Genomic DNA, 20,327 nt, shown 5'->3' on the forward strand with positions numbered 1-20,327 from the left:
CACCCTTTAAAATAGCTAAAGGTAAATTAACACTTAAATTATTTGCTACTAAATTCCCTTTAGTATCTTTGCTAACTACTCCAATAATTCCAAAATTATTATTAGCCCCACTTGTGCTAATTTTAGAAATTATTGCTCCATTATAAGTAGTATTTGTGCCACCTAAGAAGAATGTAGAATTATTTGCAATTAGTTCATTTGTGCTAAATGTTCCTAAACTTGTAGAATTATTTAAGCTTATTTTATTTGCTGATATTTTATTTCCTGCTAAATCTTTAAAACTACCTACTAAAGAACTCCTAGTTAAATCAATATTAATAGAATTATTACTTTTAATATCAAAATTAAGAGCTGAATTTGTAGCCTTTAAAACACCCCCCCCCCATTAATTCTAAATATCCTTTAGTATTTATATCTTTACCTACTTTTGTATTAGTTAAATTAAAATTTTTAGCACTATATTTAGCATCACTTATAGATGGTAATTTAAATCCTTCTAAAGTGCTTTTATTTAAAATTATTTCATCAGCACTAAAACCACCTTTAAAAATTGAATTAGTATCATCAATTTTGCTTACATATTCACTTTTTACAATTTTATTAAATACTGAATTAGAGCTTTTTATTTCTCCTGAATAATTATTTAAAGCCCCATCTAAATAAACATTATCTAAGGTTATTTTAGAATTTATAGTAGGTTTTAGAGTTTTTATAAGTCTAATATCATCAGAATTTACAATATCGCCTTTAATATAACTATTTGTAATTATAAATGTTCCAGTAGAAGTTGAACTTTTATTTAAATCAAGACCACCACCAATATAAGCTTTGTCAATATTTGCATTTTTTCCGAGATTTGTTTTAGTGCTTGAATTGATAATAGTATCAAAAGTATTATTTGTAGCATTCATAGTATTGCTTGATTTTGCAATGAAATTTGAATTATTTTTATAAATACCCTTAATAGTAAAATCCCCATCAGTATTTATATACCCTGTTATACTAGAGCCTTTATTATTTTTAGTATCATCTATTACAATAGTGCTTGATTGATTAGCCATAATAGCTGTTGATTTTATATCATTATCTCCTGCTTTTATGATTGAACCACTTATATTTAAATAGGTTTTATCAGTTCCAAAACTACGAGCATTAATAGCTTGATAACTTCTACCACGCTGATAACCTCCTTCTACTAAAGAATTATTTAAATTTAATGTCCCCTTATCTATTAAAATAGCAGAAGCAAATTGAAAATCTGTTCTATCAGCATTACCAGCATAAACACTAGAATTAATTAGAGTAACTATTCCATTATTTTTTATTTTAATAGCTTCTATATTATTACTAAATACACTATTGCCTTGAGAAATAAAAATAGAACCATTATCTGTAAAATTACCGCCAGATACTAATATTAAATAATCTTTATTATCAATTTGTGTATTTTTATAATCAAATATTAGATTTTTATTTTCTATACTATTTGTAGTTAATGTGCCATTAATTACAAAAGTTGAATAAATACTATCATCTATTTTATTGGCTTTAATACTAGATATTCCTGTTTGTTTTATGTCTATATTTTTTGTTAAGTCACCAACAATATTTGTAGCATCATATGAATATAAAATAGTTGTAAGAACTATACTTAATTTAAAAATATTTTTCATTAAAAAACCTTTATTTTTTACATAAATTTGTATTACATGAATTAATATTAAATAAAATTTAGTTATTTTAAAATATTAAATATAAATATTAGAAATATTTAGCTGAATTGTAGGGCTAGGTTTGAAATAATTTTTTTGCAAACTATAATGAATATTGACACATTCATTTTCAAATGGGATAAAATCACAATTAAAACAAATCGCTTCAAAAGTTAAATTATTTTGAGTAAAAGTGCATTTTAAGTGCTTTTCGTTTAATAAAACTAGATTTTTAATAATTACGCCTTTACTTATAAAAAATGGCTTTTCATTACCTTGTCCAAAGGGCTCAAAATCACTTAAAATATCTAATAATTCCATATCAATTTCGCTAAATTCTAACTCGCCTAAAGTATTAGTAGTATCACAAAAATCAATATCATTATAATTAAGTTCTAAATTATTTAGCCTTGTTTTAAATTCTTTTAAATGTTCAACCTTTAAAGCAAGTCCAGCAGCTCCTTTATGTCCGCCGTAATTAGTCAAAATATCGCTCACATTTGATAAAAGCTCTAAAATATCAAGCTCTGCTACGCTTCTAGCACTTCCTTTTGCTAAGTCATCTTCAATATTAAAAACAAAACTAGGTTTATTAAATTGTTTAGCTAAACGACCTGCAACTATGCCTAAAATACCCTTATGCCAATTCTTAGAATAAGCTATGATTACTTTATCATTTTCGTTTGCAAATTCTATGCTTTCTAAAAAACTTTGCTTTTCTTGTTCTTTTCTATCTTGGTTTAATTTTTCTATTATTTCTAATAAATTCTTAGCTTCATTAAGGCTTTTTGCTCTTAAAAATTTATAAGAAATACTAGCATCATCCATTCTTCCACTAGCATTTAATAATGGTGCTATTAAAAACGGAATACTCTCATAATCAAAGAATTTCTTTTTATATTTTTCTTTTAAAACTACAAAAGCAGGACGATTTAATTTATTTAACTCTTTTAAGCCATAGCGAACTAATATATGATTTAAATCATTTAAATTCATCATATCAGCAACAATTGCAATACACAATAAATCTAAAAAACTAGCCATATTGTATTCTATATCTAATTCTTTTTTAATAGCCCCACATAGCCACCAAGCTACTTGCGCCCCGCAAATCTCACAATTAATATGCTTAGAAAACTCACAATCATCTCTTTTTGGATTAATTACAGCATAAGCATTTGGTAAAGTATCTCCTGGGGTGTGATGATCGCTTATTATTAAATCTATACCTAATTCTTTACATTTATTTGCAGCTTCATAAGCTACTATTCCATTATCAACCGTGATTATTAAACTAGCGTCTAAATTACTCACTATATCTTCGCTAATTCCGTATCCATCGCTAAAACGATTTGGAATTTTAACAATTATTTCTACACCTAAATTAGCAAAAAATTCACTCATAATAGTAGAAGATACTATGCCATCTACATCATAATCTCCTACTACTGCTATTTTTTCTTTATTTTTTATTGCCTTAGCTATTCTAATTGCTGCTTTATTCATATCCTTAAAGGTATGAGGTTTTGGAATAGTGCTAAGGCTTTTATGAAAATCGTTTTTAAATCTATCTTCTAAAACCTGCTTAATTTTAGTTTTATTTAGTGCAAGCATTGTCTAATAAAGCCTAAGATGACAGGATTTGCTTTAGTTAGCCTTGAAGTAAATTCAGGATGATATTGAACGGCTACGAAGAAATCATTATTTGTATTTTCAATAGCTTCAATAAGTCCATTTGATTCCCCACTAATAATAAGTCCATTTTGCTCGTATAAATCACGATATTTTGAGTTAGCTTCATAGCGATGGCGATGTCTTTCATAAGCTACTTTAGAATTATATAACTTACTTAAAAGTGTGCCTTCTTTTATATTGCAAACATATTCGCCAAGTCTTAAAGTCCCACCTAATGGAGTTTTTATTGTTCTGATTTCTTTTGAACCTGATTGATTAATAAATTCATCAATTAAATAAACAATAGGATTTTTAGTATTCTCATCAAATTCAGTTGAGTTAGCATCATCAAGTTTTATAACATTTCTAGCAAATTCAATTAAACTAAGCTGCATTCCAAGACAAATTCCTAAAAATGGAATATTATTTTCACGAGCGTATTTAATAGCCTTGATTTTACCTTCAACACCACGCTGTCCAAATCCACCAGCTACAAGTATTCCATCATTTCCAGCTAAATCATTTTCATCTTTTAATTCTTCGCTATCTATCCAATTAATTTCTACTTTTGTATCAAGATTTGCACCTGCGTGAATTAGTGCTTCTGTTAAAGATTTATAACTTTCTTTTAAATCTATATATTTTCCTACGAAAGCAATTTTAACTTTTTTGCTTGGATTAATTATTTTTTCTGTTAATGCTTCATACTCTTTTAAATTAGGAGTTTTTAGCTTTAGATTTAAATGTTTTGCAATAGGTAAAAGTATATTTTGCTCTAAAAATTTAAGTGGAATTTGATATATGCTTTTTGCATCAATACTTTCTATTACACAATCAATTTCTACACCACAACTCTTTGCAATTTTTTCTTTTATTTCATCGCCTAGTGGAATTTCACTACGAGCTATTATCATATCAGGACTAATACCTATTCTTCTTAATTCTCCAACTGAATGTTGGGTTGGTTTAGTTTTTAATTCTCCTGCTACTTTTATAAAAGGAACAAGAGTTAAATGTGCATAAAATACATTATTTTTTCCGTATTTAAGTCCTAAAGAACGAATTGCTTCAAGAAATGGTAAGCCTTCAATATCTCCAACCGTTCCACCAATTTCTACTACTAAAACATCTTGATTTAAAGCCGCTGCTTCCATTCTACTAGCAATTTCGCCTACAATGTGTGGAATTACTTGAATAGTTTTACCTAGATATTCTCCACGGCGTTCTTTTTCAATTACGCTTTGATATACTTTTCCTGTAGTAAAGTTATTAAGATGAGTTAAATCTTCATCTAAAAATCTTTCATAATGTCCTAAATCAAGGTCAGTTTCTGCACCATCTTTTGTAACAAAAACTTCTCCATGCTCAAGTGGGCTCATAGTTCCTGGGTCAATATTTATATAAGGGTCAGCCTTTAAAATACTTACCTTTAATCCACTTTGTTTTAATAAACTTGCAATACTAGCTGCTGCAATTCCTTTACCAAGTGAGCTTAAAACTCCACCTGTTACAAATATAAATTTAGCCATACTTTTTCCTATCAGTTTTTTTTATTGTATATAATTTTAATAACCAATCAAATAACTTCGTTTTTTAAAAATTCTAAAACCCTAATTTGTGCGAAATCTTCAATTTCTTCTTCGCCTTCTTTAATTGATTTTTTCAATACTAATCTATCAAGTTGAACGAAATTAATTTTTCGCTTTAGTTTTGGATTTTGTTTAGTTAATTTTTTAATTCCTTTAAGTATATTATCAACTCCCATTGTATCTTGTTTAATATATTTTATATATTGATAAATGGTCGCTAAAAATATTCTTCTTTTGATTTCTTTTTTATAGATTTCTTTTGAGAGTTGTTCTATTTTTCGCTTTAAATCTTGTCTTTCATCTTTAACAACTCCTGCAATACAAGAAATTAATTTAGCTCTTAAATCAAAAGAATTATTAACTCCTATAAAAGTAATTCTTAAATTCGCTAAAAAAATATAAATTAAATCTAATTTCATTTACCCTCTATTAAGTCATTTTATCTTAAAATGCGTTTTCTCAAGTCAAGCCTTGTGCAATGTTTGTAAAAAGCAGAGCTTCAGGATGGGAACATAGCAGAGCACTTTTTATGAGTGTGTGCCGCAAGTCTCTTGGCTTGGGTTTGTAAAAAACTCTTCAAATTCTTTTAACATTTCATAAAAATTTACTTCACCAATTTTAGGATTTTCTTTAAAATCATTTAAAATCTTTGAATAACCATTTTTTAAATCCTTAGATTTAACGCCGTAATAATTAGAAATGATTGCTTCTAAAAAAGCTCCAGTTTTATCACAAGCTTTAAGCATTTTTCCATCAATTGTATTAAAACAATCTTCATTATAATCGTTAGGATTTTGAATAATTTTTACATTTTCTTTATTTATTCTATTTTTAAATTCATCTTTTTTAATCTTACCATCTTCATTATAAATTCCTAAAAGATAAGCAAATTCAACTCTTATATTATTAGGCACAAAAGGTAAAATCTTTTCATCAATTAATTTAAGCTCATAATCACTTATTATTTCACTAAGCCCATCAATTCCGTATTTAACAGGTGTAATAATATCTCTTGTAAGACTTTCTGGTAAATCGTGAAAAATCGCACAAAAGAAGTTGCTAATAAATCTAGTATCACAAGCTTTTATTTTAAGACAATAAAAATAGCTTAAAACAGCTACTACTAACATATGTCCTAAAACACTTGTTTCAGGAATTCTAGGAGTTTGAGCCCAACGCTTTTGAAATCTTAAACGACCACTTAAATCAATTACCTTAGCTAATTTTTGATTTAATGATATTTTTTGAACTGCTAAAATTTCTAAATAATCTTCTAATTCTTCATCTAACTTAGCTTTGATTTCTTCATAATTACTAACATTTGGATATATGAATGAAAACTCATATCTAGTTGATAAATACCCTGCTGCTTTTAAAATAAATTTTTCTTTTTCGTGAGTTTTATCATTATAATAATCATTAAAAATTTTTAAAAAATCATCGTTTTTATTGATTAAACTAAATTGTTTTTGTATCCATTCATCTAATTCTTTTTGTTTTGTTTTTTTGATTTCATTTAATACATCAGGGCGAATATCAGTAACTATTACACGAGAAATAAACTCAACAACAATAGCATCAAGTAAAAATCTCATATCAATGTCTTTTTCACTTTTTGCTAAAAAATAAGCAATAATAGCCTTATGAGCTTGTTTATCAAGTTCAACTAAATTACAAATTCTAGGAAAATCATTCCATCTTGAAATTGAAGCAGCCTTAAAAATATGTAAAACAAGCTCTGGGCTAATCATTATTTATCCTTTTTATCTTTTTTCTTTTCTTTTTTAATTTCCGTATCAGAGCAGCACTCAATCACCGTATGAACATTACCACGAGGATTAAAATCTCCAACTAATTTAATATATTTTGGTTTTAAACGCTTTTTAAGAGTATTATAAATCTTATTTATACTATCTTCGTGGCTTATGTTTTTGTTATAAAATGAATTAACATAAAGTTTAATTGCTTTAAGTTCAACTACCCATTTATTAGGTATATATTCTAAATATAATGTTGCAAAATCAGGATAACCACTTCTTGGGCAAAGACAAGCAAATTCAGGTAGAGTTATTTTAATAATATAATCATTTTTTTGCTTATTTTCCCAACGCTCTAATTTTTTACCTTTAATTTTTTTTATTTCTTTTTGTCCGTATTTTAATTTTTCTTTCATTTCATCTCCTTAAGATTTTTGTCCTTATAAAATAAAAAGCCTTGATAATAATCAAATTTAATATCTTTTGTTAAATCAAGTAGATTTTTATTATCAATAAATCTCATAATAGTTTTGATATTTAGGCTTTTACATAAATTAAATAAATTTTCATAAATTATAAAATATTTTTCATTTTTTACATTTTTATTAAACTCAATATCAAAAATACCAAATTCAAATTCTAATCGTTTTAAATATTCTAAAGAACTAGGCGAACCTATACGATTTAGGGCAAAATTGATATTAATTTCTTTATATTCTTTTATTATTTCTTCAAATCTTGGCATATCATAATAAACATCATTTTCAAAAAATTCAAAAATAATTTTCCCATTTGTATTAGGGTGCTTAATAAAATATTCTCCCAAATAAAATAAGAAATTTAAATTCCTTAAAAAATCAGGAGATATTTTAATAATAATCCTATTATCAAAATGATATTCTTTCGCTAAAAGTTCTAAAAGATTTTTATAATAATTAAATTCTAAATTATTTTTAATAATTATTTCATCTAATTTAGCTTGAGATATTTTCTCTGGATAATCTGAATTAATCCTATAATTTAAATAATATATTTCTTCTTCGCCTTCTAACCTTTGGATTTTTAAGAAAAAATCACTCTTATTTATAGAGCTTATAATACTATTAGTAATGATATTTTCAGTGGCTACATCTACATCATCTTTTAATCTATTTTGTGCTTCTAAATAAAGTTTATTAAAATTAATACTTGATTTTATAATAGAATAATCACATTTAAAATCAACTCCATCTATTCTTTCTCTTTTAATTTCTAAAAATATTTTTTTAATTTCGTGTTGCAAGGTTTTATGTTTTGAACTACTTAAAATCATAAAATCAGCAGTAGTAATTCTGCCTATTATTAAATTTTCATCCCACGCATAGAATTTATCAATTAATTTTTTTAATAATCTATCACTTTTGTTAAATCCTAGCATTAATTTAATTTCGTTTATATTAGAAATTGTAAAAAACACTATAAAATCATCATTATTTAGGTATTTTGTAAATTCACTTTGCAATAAAGTCCCAGTTTTTTCATCAATTACATTATGCTTTACTGATTTATAAATTACAAAAACAAAATAATAAAAATACAAAAATATAAAACATAAAATTACTAATATATCTAATGGTTTAAAAACAATTTCATCAAATCCTTGTAAATATACAAAGGCAAAAACTAATAATAATAAAGGCATAATGAGCTTAATAGCTGCATCTTGCCTATTTTTTCTTTCAATTTTTTTACTAATTGTCATATATCTAAGTGTTTTACATCTTTAGCGTGTGCTTGAATATATTCACGGCGAGGCTCAACTTCATCTCCCATAAATAAATTAAACACTCCACTAGCCCTATCAAAATCATCAACACTAATTTGAATTAAACGGCGATTTTCAGGGTCCATTGTAGTTTCCCATAATTGTTCTGGGTTCATCTCACCAAGACCTTTATAACGCTGAATATAAGTTCCTTTTTTAGCATTTTTTTCAACTTCATCAAGAACTTCTAAGAAATCTTTATCATTAAAAATATTTCTTTCTTCAATTTTTTTATAAATATAAGAAGCTTCTTCAAAATATGGACTATAAAATAAATCATTATTTACAACTATTTCTTCTAAACCATTTTGAGTTTGAACATAGATTTTAATCTCATCTTCACTAAGATAATGATTTAATATATTAAATCCTTTTGCTTCTAAAAATTCTTTTGATACTTTAAAAATCTCTTGCATATTAAGAGCTAAAATATCAGGATTTTCAACATAATGTCTAATTAATTCAATCACATTAAAGCGTTTTTTAAGCTCATTTAAAATACTTCTATAAGCTGCTACAACTTTTAAGAAATCTTTTAAATCATTTGTCCCAATTCCACTAAATTCTAAATTCTCAACTCCAGTTTCAATCAAATAATCATTTAAAGCTTTTTCATCTTTTAAATATATTTCTTTTCTTTGACCTTTTTTATAGCGATATAATGGTGGTTGAGCTAAATATACATGTCCATTTCTAATTAATTCTTGCATAAATCTAAAGAAAAATGTAAGAATTAGAGTTTGAATATGAGAACCATCAACATCAGCATCTGTCATAATGATAATTTTATGGTATCTTAATTTTTCTATATCAAAATCATCGCCTATTCCACAACCAAATGCCGTAATCATATTTTTAATTTCATCAGATTTTAAGATTTTATCAAGGTGTGATTTTTCAACATTTAAGATTTTTCCTTTTAAAGGTAAAATCGCTTGAAATTCCCTATTTCTTCCTTGTTTAGCAGAACCACCCGCACTATCGCCCTCTACTAAATATATTTCTCTAATTTCAGGGTCTTTTGAAGAACAATCAGCTAATTTTCCAGGTAAAGTCCCTACACTTATGCTTTCTTTTTTACGAGTTAATTCTCTTGCTTTTTTTGCTGCTTCACGACCTCTTGCAGCCATTAAAGCTTTATTCATAATAGCACGAGCATCATTTGGATTTTCTTCAAAGAATTTAGTTAAAGCATCGTTTGTAATTTTATTTACTATACCACGAACATAAGAACTACCTAATTTACCTTTAGTTTGTCCTTCAAATTGTGGTTCAGGAACTTTTACACTAACTATTGCAATAAGCCCTTCTTTAGTATCTTCTCCTGTTATTTTTATATCTTTTTCTCTAGCAGCTGCATTTGCTTCAATATAACTTGTAATTACCTTTGTAAGCCCCATTCTAAAGCCTGCTTCGTGAGTTCCACCATCTGCAGTTTTAATGTTATTTACGAATGAAAATAAAGTCTCACTATAAGTATCATTATACATTAGTGCAATATCTACTACTACATCTTCTGCTTCATCATTAAATGCAATTACATTTGTAACAGCTTCTTTTTTATTTAAATCAGTTACAAATTGAGAAATACCACCATCATAATGATAAGTTTCGCTTTTACCATTTCTTTGGTCTTTAAAATTAATAGTAATTTGTGGATTTAGATATGCTAATTCACGAAATCTCTTAGCTAAAGTATCATAATCAAATTCAACTACTTCAAATATCTCAGGATCAGGGAAAAACTCTATGCTAGTTCCTGTACGATTAGTTGTTTTAATTATTTCTAGCTCACTTGTTGGAATACCTTTAGAAAATTCTTGTCTATGAGTATTTCCATCTCTTTTAACAGTTGCAATTAATTTAGATGAAAGTGCATTTACAACCGATACACCAACGCCGTGCAAACCACCACTAACCTTATAAGTATCTTTATCAAATTTTCCACCAGCGTGAAGAACGGTTAAAACAACGGTTAGAGTTGAGATATTTTCAGTTGGGTGAATTCCAACAGGAATTCCACGACCATTATCAGTAACTATACAAGAACCTTCTTTGGTAATTTCAATATCAATAGTATTACAAAAGCCAGCCATAGCTTCATCAATAGAGTTATCAACTACTTCATAAACCATATGATGAAGACCATTAAAGTTAGTATCGCCAATATACATTCCAGGGCGTTTTCTAACTGCTTCTAGTCCTTTTAATACTTTAATTTTACTTTCTGCATAATTTTCTTGCATTATTTATCCTTAGTTTTTATTTGCTGATATTAGTGATAAGAAATTTTTACTTTCTAACACAACAGGAGCTGCTGATGAATAGAATTTAAATGTGAAATATTCATTTTCATTTAAATGTAAAAAATCCATCATATGTTTGTTTGTAAGATTTATTTCAAATTTATCTTCTATAGTAATATTTGTTTCTAGCTCACTTGTAGCATTTGTTTCGTTAAAATCATCACTTAAAGCATTATTTTTAAATGTGATTTTACCGGTTTCAAATTCTATTTGACATTTTGTGCAAACTGCACTTAGTTTTTTTATTTCATTTAAAAAGTCTTCGTTTTTAATGATAATTTCATTTGTAGGTAATTTATGTGGCATTACTTCAACATATCTTAAAAAATCAATAGTTGCTAATTTTGTAAAGAATTTAAAATTATCATTTTCAATGATTAAATAATTATTTGTTTTATAAACCCTTACTTCTTCATTTAATAATTTTTGTAGTTCTTGAGCTGATTTTTTTGTAATTATTAATCTTTGTTCATATTCATTTTGAGCTATGAATGAATATTTGTGAATTCTTTTAGAATCGCTTCCTACAAAAACAATGCTATCTTTTAAAATATCTATATAACAGCAATTAAATTGAAAAGAAATACCATTATTATCAACAGCAGGTAAAATCATTTTAAAGCCGATATTTAGTTCTTTTGCACTTATTAAAATAGGTGTTTTGCTATTTTCATCTTCTAAGAAAGAAAAATTATTTTCACTATTTATTGGCAATGAAAAATTAGTTTTATTTTGAGTAATTTTGATAGATTTTTCTAATTTTTTGATTTTAATATCGCTATTATCAAGGCTTTTTAAAATATCAATTAATTTTTTAGCATTGATAAAAATTTGCCCTTCATTTATGATATTACATTCTTGGATTTTATATTCAATTCCTATTTCACTATCACTTGCTCTTAAAATTAATTCATTGTTATAAGCTAATAATAAAATATTAGAATTTAAACTTGTATTATCTTTTTTCTCAACATAATTGCTAACTATTAAAGCTATATTTTCTAATCTCTTTTTGTCTATTTGTATTTCCATATTCTTCCTTTTTCGCTTTATTATATTTAATAATCTTTATTTTTTGAGTTTATTATTTTATTTTTTAAATGTTCTACTAGGCTTCTAAAATCATCATCAAGACATATCATTTCATTTATTTTTTTAATATGTTTTGAAATAGCACTATGGTCTTTCATTTGAAAATGAGTTGCTATTTGGCTTACTGAATTTGAAATTAATTCTTTAGTTAAAAATATAACTATTCTTTTAGCTTTTACTATTTCTTGTTTTTTGGAACTTGATTTTATTTCGCTTATTTTTACATTTAATTCTGAACTTACTATATCAAAAATATCTTCAATTTCAATATTTGATTGATTTTCTTTAATGTATTCTTTTATTTGATTTTTTAAATCATCTAAGGTTATTTTTTGTTTTCTTATACTTTGAAAAGCGTAAATATAATTTATAATTCCTTCTAAATCCCTTACATTTTCACCTATATAATTAGCAATAGTATTAATCATTTCATCATTTAATTCTATATCATATACAAGGCTTTTTTTCTTAATAATTGCTTTTTTGGTTTCTATATCAGGGACACTAATATTTGCAAGAACTCCTTTGTTAAATCTTGATTTTAATCTATCTTCAATTCCATTTAAATTTATAGGAGCTACATCTGAAGTCATTATTATTTGACCATTTCTTTCTACTATATCATTAAAGATATGAAAGAATTCTTCTTGTATTTTATCAGTAGTGCCTAAGAACTGAATATCATCAATTAATAATAAATCACAATCTTTATATTCACTATTAAAACTATCAAATTTATTTGCTAATATTGCATTTTGATAGTCTTTCATAAAACCTTTTGAAGTTTTATATATTACTTTTTTTCCAAGTTCTAAACATTCATGTCCACTAGCTTGTAATAAGTGAGTTTTTCCTAAACCTGTATTTGAATATATAAAAATTGGATTAAAGTCTTTTCCAAATTTATTTTCATCTGTTATTGCTTTACAAATTCTATAAGCAAACTCATTACTTTGTCCTACTATGAAATTATCAAAAGTAAGGCTTTGATTTAATATTGAAATTTGTTTTTTAGCTACTATTGGTTGAGTTTCTTGTGGTTTGTTTATTTTTTCATTATTTACTTGAATTGTAATTTTATATTTTTTACTATTTGTTTTTTCTGCTATTTTTTCTAATATGCTTTGGTATTTTGTTTGAATATGTTTAGCTATGAATTGATTAGGTGCATTTAGAATTATTTCATTATTTTTACTTTCATTAATTTGTAAAATTTCAAAATAATTTTTATATTGATTTTCTCCAATTAATACTTTTAATTCTTCTAGAATTTTATTTAACATTTATTCCTCTTTTTTGTTATTACCTTTGATGATGTGAAAATCTAGTAATATTTGTTTAAAAATATTTAAAACACCTATATATCAATGCTTTTAATAGTGAAAAAATATACCAAAAATATACAAACAATTTACAATATTTCATCATAAATTTCACAAGCTCTTTAAAAAATTCTTTAATTTAGTGAAATTTTTTTATGAATTTTTATTGTAATTTTTAAAATTCTTATAAATTTTCGTGAAATTCTATAAAAATCAGTTTATGTGAAATTCTATTTCATTAAGAAATTTATCGTAATAATAAGCATTTCATAAAAAAATAATTTTAAATTTCACAAGGATTTCACATATGAAAATTTTAGGATTTGACCCAGGAACTAGATTTTGTGGATATTGCCTTTTAGAAAAAAATGGCAGCACAAATACTCTTTTAGAAGCAGGTCTAATAAGATTTAAGAGTAAAGAATTAATAGATAATATTTTAGAATTAAACGAAGCTTTAGAAATGATTTTTAAAAAAGTTCCAAATGCTAGTGTTGCAGTTGAAAATATATTTTTTGCTTATAATCCGCAAAGTGTTTTAAAACTCGCACAATTTCGTGGAGCAATGCTGCTTAAAATCTTGCAAACTTATGGGAATTTTAGTGAATATACAGCTTTACAAGTTAAAAAAACAATCACAGGCAAAGCAAAAGCAGAGAAAGAACAAGTAGCTTTTATGGTTAAAAAGCTTTTAAAAATCAATAAAGAAATAAAACCACTTGATATAACCGACGCAATGGCGGTTGCATTAACTCATAGTTTTTATATAAAAAATACTTAAAATATTAACTTAAAGATATATTAGAATCTGTCAAAACAGATTCTAAAATTTATTTTAAACTAGCTAAAATTTGCATAGCTTCTACATTATCTCCTTGTTTTACAAGTATTTTATCTATTATTCCATCACTCGTTGCTTCAATTGGAACTTCCATTTTCATAGCTTCAAGAATAAATAATTCTTGCCCTGCTTTTACTTTATCTCCTGCTTTTACAAGCACTTTAAACACATTTCCTGACATTGAGGCTAAAATGCTTTTATCATTAGCTATTGATTGTGAAATTTCTTGTTTTTCAATAATTTTTGAAGTATTTTCTTTTTCTTTTACTTTTATTTCGTAGCTATTGCCATTTACTAAAATTTTATCTTTTTCAATTTCTACATCATAGGTTTTATCATTGACTTGCACTGAATAAAGATTGTTAGAATTTGATTTAGTATTTTGAGAAATTTTTCTAACATTGACTTTTGCTTCACCTTTTAAAAATGCTAATCCTTTTTCTTTACAAGCTGCAACTATGAATAGATTTTCATCAGTTACTAAAATACCTTCTTTTTTAAGTATTTTTTCAATATATTTAAGTGATTTGGTTTCATCAAGGTCGGCTAAATCTATTGCTTTTTCTTTTGTTGGTTTTAGATTTAATTGCTCACTTGCAAGTTTTACTATTTTTGGATCTGGTGCTACAGGAGTTTTTCCAAAATAGCCTAAAACCATTTTGCCATAGCCTTCTGCGATTTTTTTCCATTCGCCAAACATTACATTATTAAATGCTTGTTGGAAATAAAATTGACTAACAGGAGTTACACTAGTTCCAAAGCCACCTTTTTTTACCACTTCACTCATAGCTTTTATAGTATCAGGGAATTTATCTAATACATTATTATCTCTCATCATTTGAGTATTTGCTGTTAATGCTCCACCTGGCATAGGTGAAATCGGTATTAATGGACTAACTTGTATAGCTTCAGGTGGCATAAAATAATCTTTCATACAATCTTTAAATACTTCTTCATATTTTAAGATTTTTTCAACTTCAAGCCCACCTAAATCATAATTTTTACCTTTTACAGCGTGTAACATTGTAAGAATATCAGGCTGACTTGTTCCACCACTAACAGGAGCTGCTGCAAGGTCAATTCCATCAACACCAGCTTCAAGTGCTGCTAAATAACAAGCTACACTAACACCTGCACTTTCGTGAGTATGAAGTCTAATGTGAGTATTTGCAGGTAAAATTTTTCTAGCCATTTTTATTGTTTCATATACTTTTTGTGGATTACTTGTCCCTGATGCGTCTTTAAAACAAATGCTATAAAATGGGATATTAGCTTTTAAAATTTCTTTTAAGGTTTTTTCATAAAACTTAGTATCGTGAGCGCCTTTGCAACCTATTGGTAAATCCATCATAGTTATTACAATTTCGTGTTTTAAACCATAATGCACTATTCTTTCGCCACTATATTTTAAATTCTCAACATCATTTAAAGCGTCAAAATTTCTAATCGTAGTAGTTCCGTGTTTTGCGAATAATTTTGCGTGTAAATCTATTATTTCACGACTACCAGTATCAAGTGTAACGGTATTTACTCCACGAGCAAGGGTTTGAAGATTAATACCATCTCCTACAATTTCACGGAATTTATCCATCATAGTAAATGCGTCTTCGTTTGTATAAAAATAAAGGCTTTGAAATCTTGCCCCGCCACCAAATTCAAAATGCCTTATCCCCGCTTCTTTTGCAGCTTGTAATGCTGGGAAAAAATCATTCATTAAAACTCTAGCTCCATAAACTGATTGAAAGCCATCACGAAAACTTGTATCCATAATATCTATATATTTTTTAGCCATTTTTCTCTCCTTTAATTTAATTTATCTTTTAATGCCGCACAAATTGAAGCGATTATTTCATCTTTATCTTTTTTATTTTTATCATCAATATTGCTTAGAATTTTTTCTAAATTTGTTTTTATATAACTCGTATCAAAAATACCTTTTCTAAATTCTTTACTTTTTGCAATAGTTTTTAAAAATGAAATTGTTGTTTTTACGCCTTCTATTGTAAATTCTTCTAAAGCTCTTTCTAATTTATTTACCGCTAAATCATAACTAGATGCTTTTACAACTAATTTTGCGACTAAAGAATCGTAAAATGGCGGGATTTTATAACCTTTATAAAGATGGCTATCAACCCTAACTGAAGGTCCTAAAGCAGGATAATATTCTGTAACCATTCCTGGTGTTGGTATGAAATTCTTATTAGCATCTTCTGCAGTAATTCTAGCTTCAATAGCAAAACCATTTGATTTAATATCACTTTGTTCTAATTCTTGAATTTGTCCTGCTGCATATCTTAATTGCCTTACTATTAAATCAACCCCTGTTATCTCTTCTGTAACGCCGTGTTCAACTTGTATTCTAGTATTCATCTCCATAAAATAAAATCTATTGTAATCATCTAACAAAAATTCAACCGTTCCTGCATTAGTATATCCAGCCGCTTTTGCAGCTGCTACTGCAGTAGCTCCCATACTTTTTCTTAAATGTTCGCTTATTGATGGACAAGGTGCGATTTCTATTATTTTTTGATGGCGTCTTTGAATAGAACAATCTCTTTCGCATAAATGAATTATATTGCCATAATTATCGCCTAATATTTGAAATTCTATGTGGCGTGGATTTTCTATGAGTTTTTCCATAAAGACATCATCATTATTAAAATATGCTTTAGCTTCTCTTTTGCAAGTATTAAATGCAGGTATTAATTCATCTTCATTCCAGACTTCTTTAATCCCACGACCACCGCCACCGCCACTAGCTTTTAATATTACAGGATAGCCAATTTTTTTGGCAAATTCTTTTATTTCTTCTTCTTTGCATTCATTTAATACTTTTGTTCCTGGAACTACTGGAATGCCGTTTTGTTGCATTAATTCTCTTGCTATATTTTTATTTCCCATATTTTTAATAACTTGAGATTTTGGTCCAACGAAAATTAATCCTGCATCTTCTACCATTTTTGCGAATTCATAATTTTCACTTAAAAACCCATATCCAGGATGGATTGCATCAGCACCACATTCTTTTGCAGTTTGGATTATTATTTTTGCGTCTAAATAGCCTTTAATGGCATCTTCACCTATACATTTTGCTTCACTTGCGATTTTTACATGCAGACAATTTTCATCAGGCTTTGTATAGATAGCTACACTTTGAATATGCAAATCCCTACAAGCTCTTATGATACGAACAGCAATTTCTCCCCTATTTGCTATTAAAACCTTACTAATCACCTTTAAACTCCTAATTTTAAATAGTGATTTTATTTTAATATTTTAGATTGAAAAAGATGAGTTTGCTTTTGTTTTAACCATTTATTTGTTACTAAAAGTAACAAAATTAAATATTCAATTTTTTAGTTTATGGAATTTGATTTTAATATTTTTACTTGGTTTATATTGAAAAATCAATATAAACCAAAATAAGCAAATTATAATTTATTTTAAATTCTCTTGGCTTTTTAAATACACACTAGCACAATCTTTGCTAAGTTCTCTTATTTTTAGCATAAAATCTTGTCTTTGAGTAACGCTAATTGCACCCCTAGCATCAAGGGTATTAAATAAATGCGCACACATTAGACAATAATCATACGCAGGTAGTGAGTAACCACTATCAAGCACACTTCTTGCTTCATTATATGAAATATCAAACATTTCTTTAAGTCTTGAAGCATTTGCTAATTCAAAATTAAACTTAGAGTATTCAAACTCACCTTGCTTATGAACATCAGCATAAGTTAGCCCACCGCCCCAATTAATATCATAAACATTATCAATATCTTGAATATACATTGCCAAGCGTTCAAGTCCGTAAGTAATCTCTGCACTAATTAAATCACAAGAAAATCCACCAACTTGTTGAAAATAAGTAAATTGAGTAACTTCCATTCCATCAAGCCATACTTCCCAGCCAAGCCCCCAAGCTCCTAAAGATGGGCTTTCCCAGTTATCTTCTATAAATCTTACATCGTGTTTATTTAAATCAATTCCTAAAACTTTTAAGCTATTTAAATATAAATCTTGAATATTCGCTGGACTTGGTTTCATTAATACTTGAAATTGATAATAAGCACCTAAACGATTTGGATTTTCTCCGTATCTTCCATCAGTTGGACGGCGAGATGGAGCAACATAACAAACATTATGTGGTTTTGTTCCAAGTGATTTTAAGAATGTTTGTGGATGAAAAGTCCCTGCACCTGCAGGAAAATCATAAGGCTGGATTAAAGCACAACCTTGCTCGCACCAATACTTTTGTAAGTTTAAAATAATTTCTGAAAATGTCATTTAAAAGCCTTTAAAATAAATTTTATTTATCATACAAAATTAATATAAATTTATGTTATTTTGCATATAATTAGCGATTTTTTAAGGAGATTATATGAAAAAATTAATTTTAATTACAAGTTCTTTATTTGTTTTTAGTGCTTGTGTTAGTCAAGAAAATGAAGTTGTAAAAAGCAATTTAATGAATCTTGCTTTACAAACTGCTTTAAATCCTAGCTTAAAAGACGAACAAACTAACTGCATTACTAACAAAAATGCAAGCTCTTGTTTAAATATTGCAAATGTTTTATTACAAGGCACTTCAACTTCTCAAAACATTCAAGCAGCAGGTTATTACTATCAATTAGCTTGTTCTTTTGGCTTAGCAATTGGTTGCGATAAAGCTAACGAATTAAAAAAATAACCTTTTAAGAATTTAAAACGAGTTAGTTTTAAATTCTTTTAAATATATTCTTTCAATTAAATAAAAATCAAAATATTAAATTAATAAAATAATTATAATTTTTTAAGAAAATATATTAAAGGATAAAAATTATTATTAATTGTGTAAAATTGTAACAATGATTTTTATTTTTATTATATTTTATTCTTATATTAATCTTAATGATTTTCTTTTCTTATAACATTTAAGTAAGGAGGATTTATGATTGAACAAATTAACTTAATCATTTTATTTTTTTTATTATTGTCAATAGTTTTAGGCTATTTATTTAAAGCAAATATTGGTATTTTTGCAATTGTTTTATGCTTTATTGCTGCTTATATTTATGGCTTAAAACCTAGTGAAATTGTAAAATTATGGGGGCTTGATTTATTTTTTATCTTAGTTTCTATTACTTATTTTTATGGCTTTGTCATAAATAATGGAACTTTAAATAATCTAGCTTCAAAAGCAGTTTATGGGGTAAGAAACTATCCTTGGAGTATTCCTATAGTTTTATATATTGTTGTTGTAATTTTTGTTGGTATTGGACCAGGACATTATGCTGGATTTGCCTTTATGAGCCCATTAGTTTTATACATAGCTAATAAGATTAAAATGAATAAAATTTTAGCTGCTATTATAATTTATTCAGGTTCTTGTGCTGGGGGATTTAATCCTTTTACTTTAGGTGGTAGGGTTACTTATAATCTAATTGAGAATTTAGGTTTTACACCTGAACAATCAGCAATTATGCAATTAAATCTTGGAAAAAATATGTTTATAGCACATACTTTAATTTTTATTTTAGGATATGTGTTATTAAAGGGGTATAAGGTTGTATATTCATCAAATATTGATAAACCTGAAAAACTAAATTCTATACAAATTAAAACGATTTTAATAGTTACATTTGTATTTTCTTTGGTTATGGTTCCATCAATTTATTTATCTTTTCAACCTGAAAATTTATTGATGAGTAAAATGACTATATTTTTTAATCCTACTTTTGTTTCTTTCTTAGGAATTATTTTAGCTATTGTATTTAAGATAGGAGATGAAACACAAGCTTTTAAAAATATACCTTGGAATTTAATTTTTATGATTGGTGCATTAACTATGCTAATAGCACTTGGAAAATCTACTGGTGCTATGCAAATAATAAGCAATTTTTTAAGTGCTCAAGGTGGCAATGATAGTAGCTGGATATATTATTTATTAGGCGTTTTATCTTCTTCAATGAGTGCGTTTGCTTCTAGTATGGGCGTTGTAATGCCGACATTTTTTCCTATTGTTCCAAGTCTTAGCGTATTAGAGCCATCTTTGGCATTTTCTATTATCGCAACATTTGCAACATTTACGGGGTATTCAAGTTTTTCATCAGGTGGAGCATTGGTTTTAGCAGGGACACAAGATGAGCAAGAAAGAAAATATTTATTTATTAGGTTATTAATATTACCTATTTTGCTTGTGTTATTTGGGTTTTTGTTATTGTTTTTAGGTGTTATTAATTAATTTA

The 20,327-nt window shown here is 26.8% G+C and carries 16 protein-coding genes, 1 other RNA gene and 2 pseudogenes; 5 read left to right on the forward strand and 14 right to left on the reverse strand.

Features of this window, described 5'->3' with window-relative positions; all coding sequences use genetic code 11:
* The first annotated feature begins 155 nt into the window (after positions 1-155).
* Complete coding sequence (locus tag KJR01_RS01295) at positions 156-389, forward strand: hypothetical protein (protein WP_214116151.1); 234 nt, start codon at positions 156-158, stop codon at positions 387-389.
* Here KJR01_RS01295 and KJR01_RS01300 read toward each other — a convergent pair.
* The 4 genes from KJR01_RS01300 to KJR01_RS01315 all read right to left on the reverse strand — a co-directional run bounded on the left by KJR01_RS01300 (position 345) and on the right by KJR01_RS01315 (position 5,394).
* A complete protein-coding gene (locus KJR01_RS01300) occupies positions 345-1,673 on the reverse strand; it encodes a hypothetical protein (protein WP_214116153.1) in 1,329 nt (442 codons plus the stop codon). The two genes, KJR01_RS01295 and KJR01_RS01300, sit on opposite strands and share 45 nt — an antisense overlap.
* 75 nt (positions 1,674-1,748) lie before the next feature.
* Positions 1,749-3,326 carry a single-stranded-DNA-specific exonuclease RecJ gene (gene recJ, locus KJR01_RS01305; protein ID WP_214116155.1) on the reverse strand — a complete coding sequence of 526 codons (1,578 nt, stop codon included), beginning with the start codon at positions 3,324-3,326 and terminating at the stop codon, positions 1,749-1,751.
* A complete protein-coding gene (gene pyrG, locus KJR01_RS01310) occupies positions 3,314-4,915 on the reverse strand; it encodes a CTP synthase (RefSeq protein ID WP_214116158.1) in 1,602 nt (533 codons plus the stop codon). The genes recJ and pyrG overlap by 13 nt, the downstream gene beginning before the upstream one ends.
* A gap of 47 nt (positions 4,916-4,962) precedes the next feature.
* Positions 4,963-5,394: a hypothetical protein gene (locus tag KJR01_RS01315; RefSeq protein ID WP_214116160.1), complete on the reverse strand. Its 432-nt coding sequence runs from the start codon at positions 5,392-5,394 to the stop codon at positions 4,963-4,965.
* Positions 5,395-5,437: 43 nt separating this feature from the next.
* On the opposite strand from KJR01_RS01315, the gene ffs reads away from it, so the two are divergent.
* Positions 5,438-5,535, forward strand: an RNA gene (ffs, locus tag KJR01_RS10480) — signal recognition particle sRNA small type.
* Here the strand turns inward: ffs and KJR01_RS01320 are convergent.
* The 6 genes and pseudogenes from KJR01_RS01320 to dnaA form a co-directional block, all read right to left on the reverse strand.
* A pseudogene (locus KJR01_RS01320) lies at positions 5,536-6,726 on the reverse strand (HD domain-containing protein); the annotation flags it as partial.
* Positions 6,726-7,148, reverse strand: coding sequence for a preQ(1) synthase (queF, locus tag KJR01_RS01325; protein WP_214116165.1), 423 nt, complete (start codon positions 7,146-7,148; stop codon positions 6,726-6,728). The gene queF and the pseudogene KJR01_RS01320, both read right to left, overlap by 1 nt.
* The gene (locus KJR01_RS01330) at positions 7,145-8,473 is read right to left on the reverse strand and encodes an EAL domain-containing protein (protein ID WP_214116167.1); all 1,329 of its coding nucleotides are present in this window, start codon (positions 8,471-8,473) and stop codon (positions 7,145-7,147) included. Before KJR01_RS01330 ends, queF begins: the two co-directional genes overlap by 4 nt.
* Entirely contained in the window at positions 8,470-10,782 is a 2,313-nt protein-coding gene (gyrB, locus tag KJR01_RS01335; RefSeq protein WP_214116169.1) for a DNA topoisomerase (ATP-hydrolyzing) subunit B, read from the reverse strand. Before gyrB ends, KJR01_RS01330 begins: the two co-directional genes overlap by 4 nt.
* 9 nt (positions 10,783-10,791) lie before the next feature.
* Positions 10,792-11,874: a DNA polymerase III subunit beta gene (gene dnaN, locus KJR01_RS01340; RefSeq protein WP_214116171.1), complete on the reverse strand. Its 1,083-nt coding sequence runs from the start codon at positions 11,872-11,874 to the stop codon at positions 10,792-10,794.
* A gap of 26 nt (positions 11,875-11,900) precedes the next feature.
* Entirely contained in the window at positions 11,901-13,217 is a 1,317-nt protein-coding gene (dnaA, locus tag KJR01_RS01345) for a chromosomal replication initiator protein DnaA (protein ID WP_214116173.1), read from the reverse strand.
* A gap of 346 nt (positions 13,218-13,563) precedes the next feature.
* Between dnaA and ruvC the strand changes: the two genes are divergently transcribed.
* Complete coding sequence (ruvC, locus tag KJR01_RS01350; RefSeq protein ID WP_214116175.1) at positions 13,564-14,037, forward strand: crossover junction endodeoxyribonuclease RuvC; 474 nt, start codon at positions 13,564-13,566, stop codon at positions 14,035-14,037.
* Positions 14,038-14,086: 49 nt separating this feature from the next.
* Here the strand turns inward: ruvC and KJR01_RS10485 are convergent, their stop codons facing one another.
* From KJR01_RS10485 to glyQ, 4 genes and pseudogenes are all read right to left on the reverse strand, one after another.
* Complete coding sequence (locus KJR01_RS10485; RefSeq protein ID WP_442862219.1) at positions 14,087-14,278, reverse strand: acyl-CoA carboxylase biotin carboxyl carrier protein subunit; 192 nt, start codon at positions 14,276-14,278, stop codon at positions 14,087-14,089.
* A 128-nt stretch (positions 14,279-14,406) separates the two neighbouring features.
* Positions 14,407-15,889: pseudogene (locus KJR01_RS01355) on the reverse strand (hydroxymethylglutaryl-CoA lyase-like TIM-barrel protein); the annotation flags it as partial.
* Between the two features lie 11 nt (positions 15,890-15,900).
* On the reverse strand, positions 15,901-17,331 hold the full coding sequence (locus tag KJR01_RS01360) for an acetyl-CoA carboxylase subunit A (RefSeq protein WP_214116178.1): 1,431 nt from the start codon (positions 17,329-17,331) through the stop codon (positions 15,901-15,903).
* Between the two features lie 204 nt (positions 17,332-17,535).
* Positions 17,536-18,387, reverse strand: coding sequence for a glycine--tRNA ligase subunit alpha (glyQ, locus tag KJR01_RS01365; RefSeq protein ID WP_214116180.1), 852 nt, complete (start codon positions 18,385-18,387; stop codon positions 17,536-17,538).
* Between the two features lie 94 nt (positions 18,388-18,481).
* On the opposite strand from glyQ, the gene KJR01_RS01370 reads away from it, so the two are divergent.
* On the forward strand, positions 18,482-18,790 hold the full coding sequence (locus KJR01_RS01370) for an SEL1-like repeat protein (RefSeq protein ID WP_214116183.1): 309 nt from the start codon (positions 18,482-18,484) through the stop codon (positions 18,788-18,790).
* A gap of 243 nt (positions 18,791-19,033) precedes the next feature.
* Positions 19,034-20,323 carry an SLC13 family permease gene (locus KJR01_RS01375; RefSeq protein WP_214116450.1) on the forward strand — a complete coding sequence of 430 codons (1,290 nt, stop codon included), beginning with the start codon at positions 19,034-19,036 and terminating at the stop codon, positions 20,321-20,323.
* The last annotated feature ends 4 nt before the right edge of the window (positions 20,324-20,327 follow it).

The organism is Campylobacter sp. 2018MI10, assembly GCF_018501175.1.
In the GTDB taxonomy this organism is placed as follows: Bacteria; Campylobacterota; Campylobacteria; order Campylobacterales; family Campylobacteraceae; genus Campylobacter_E.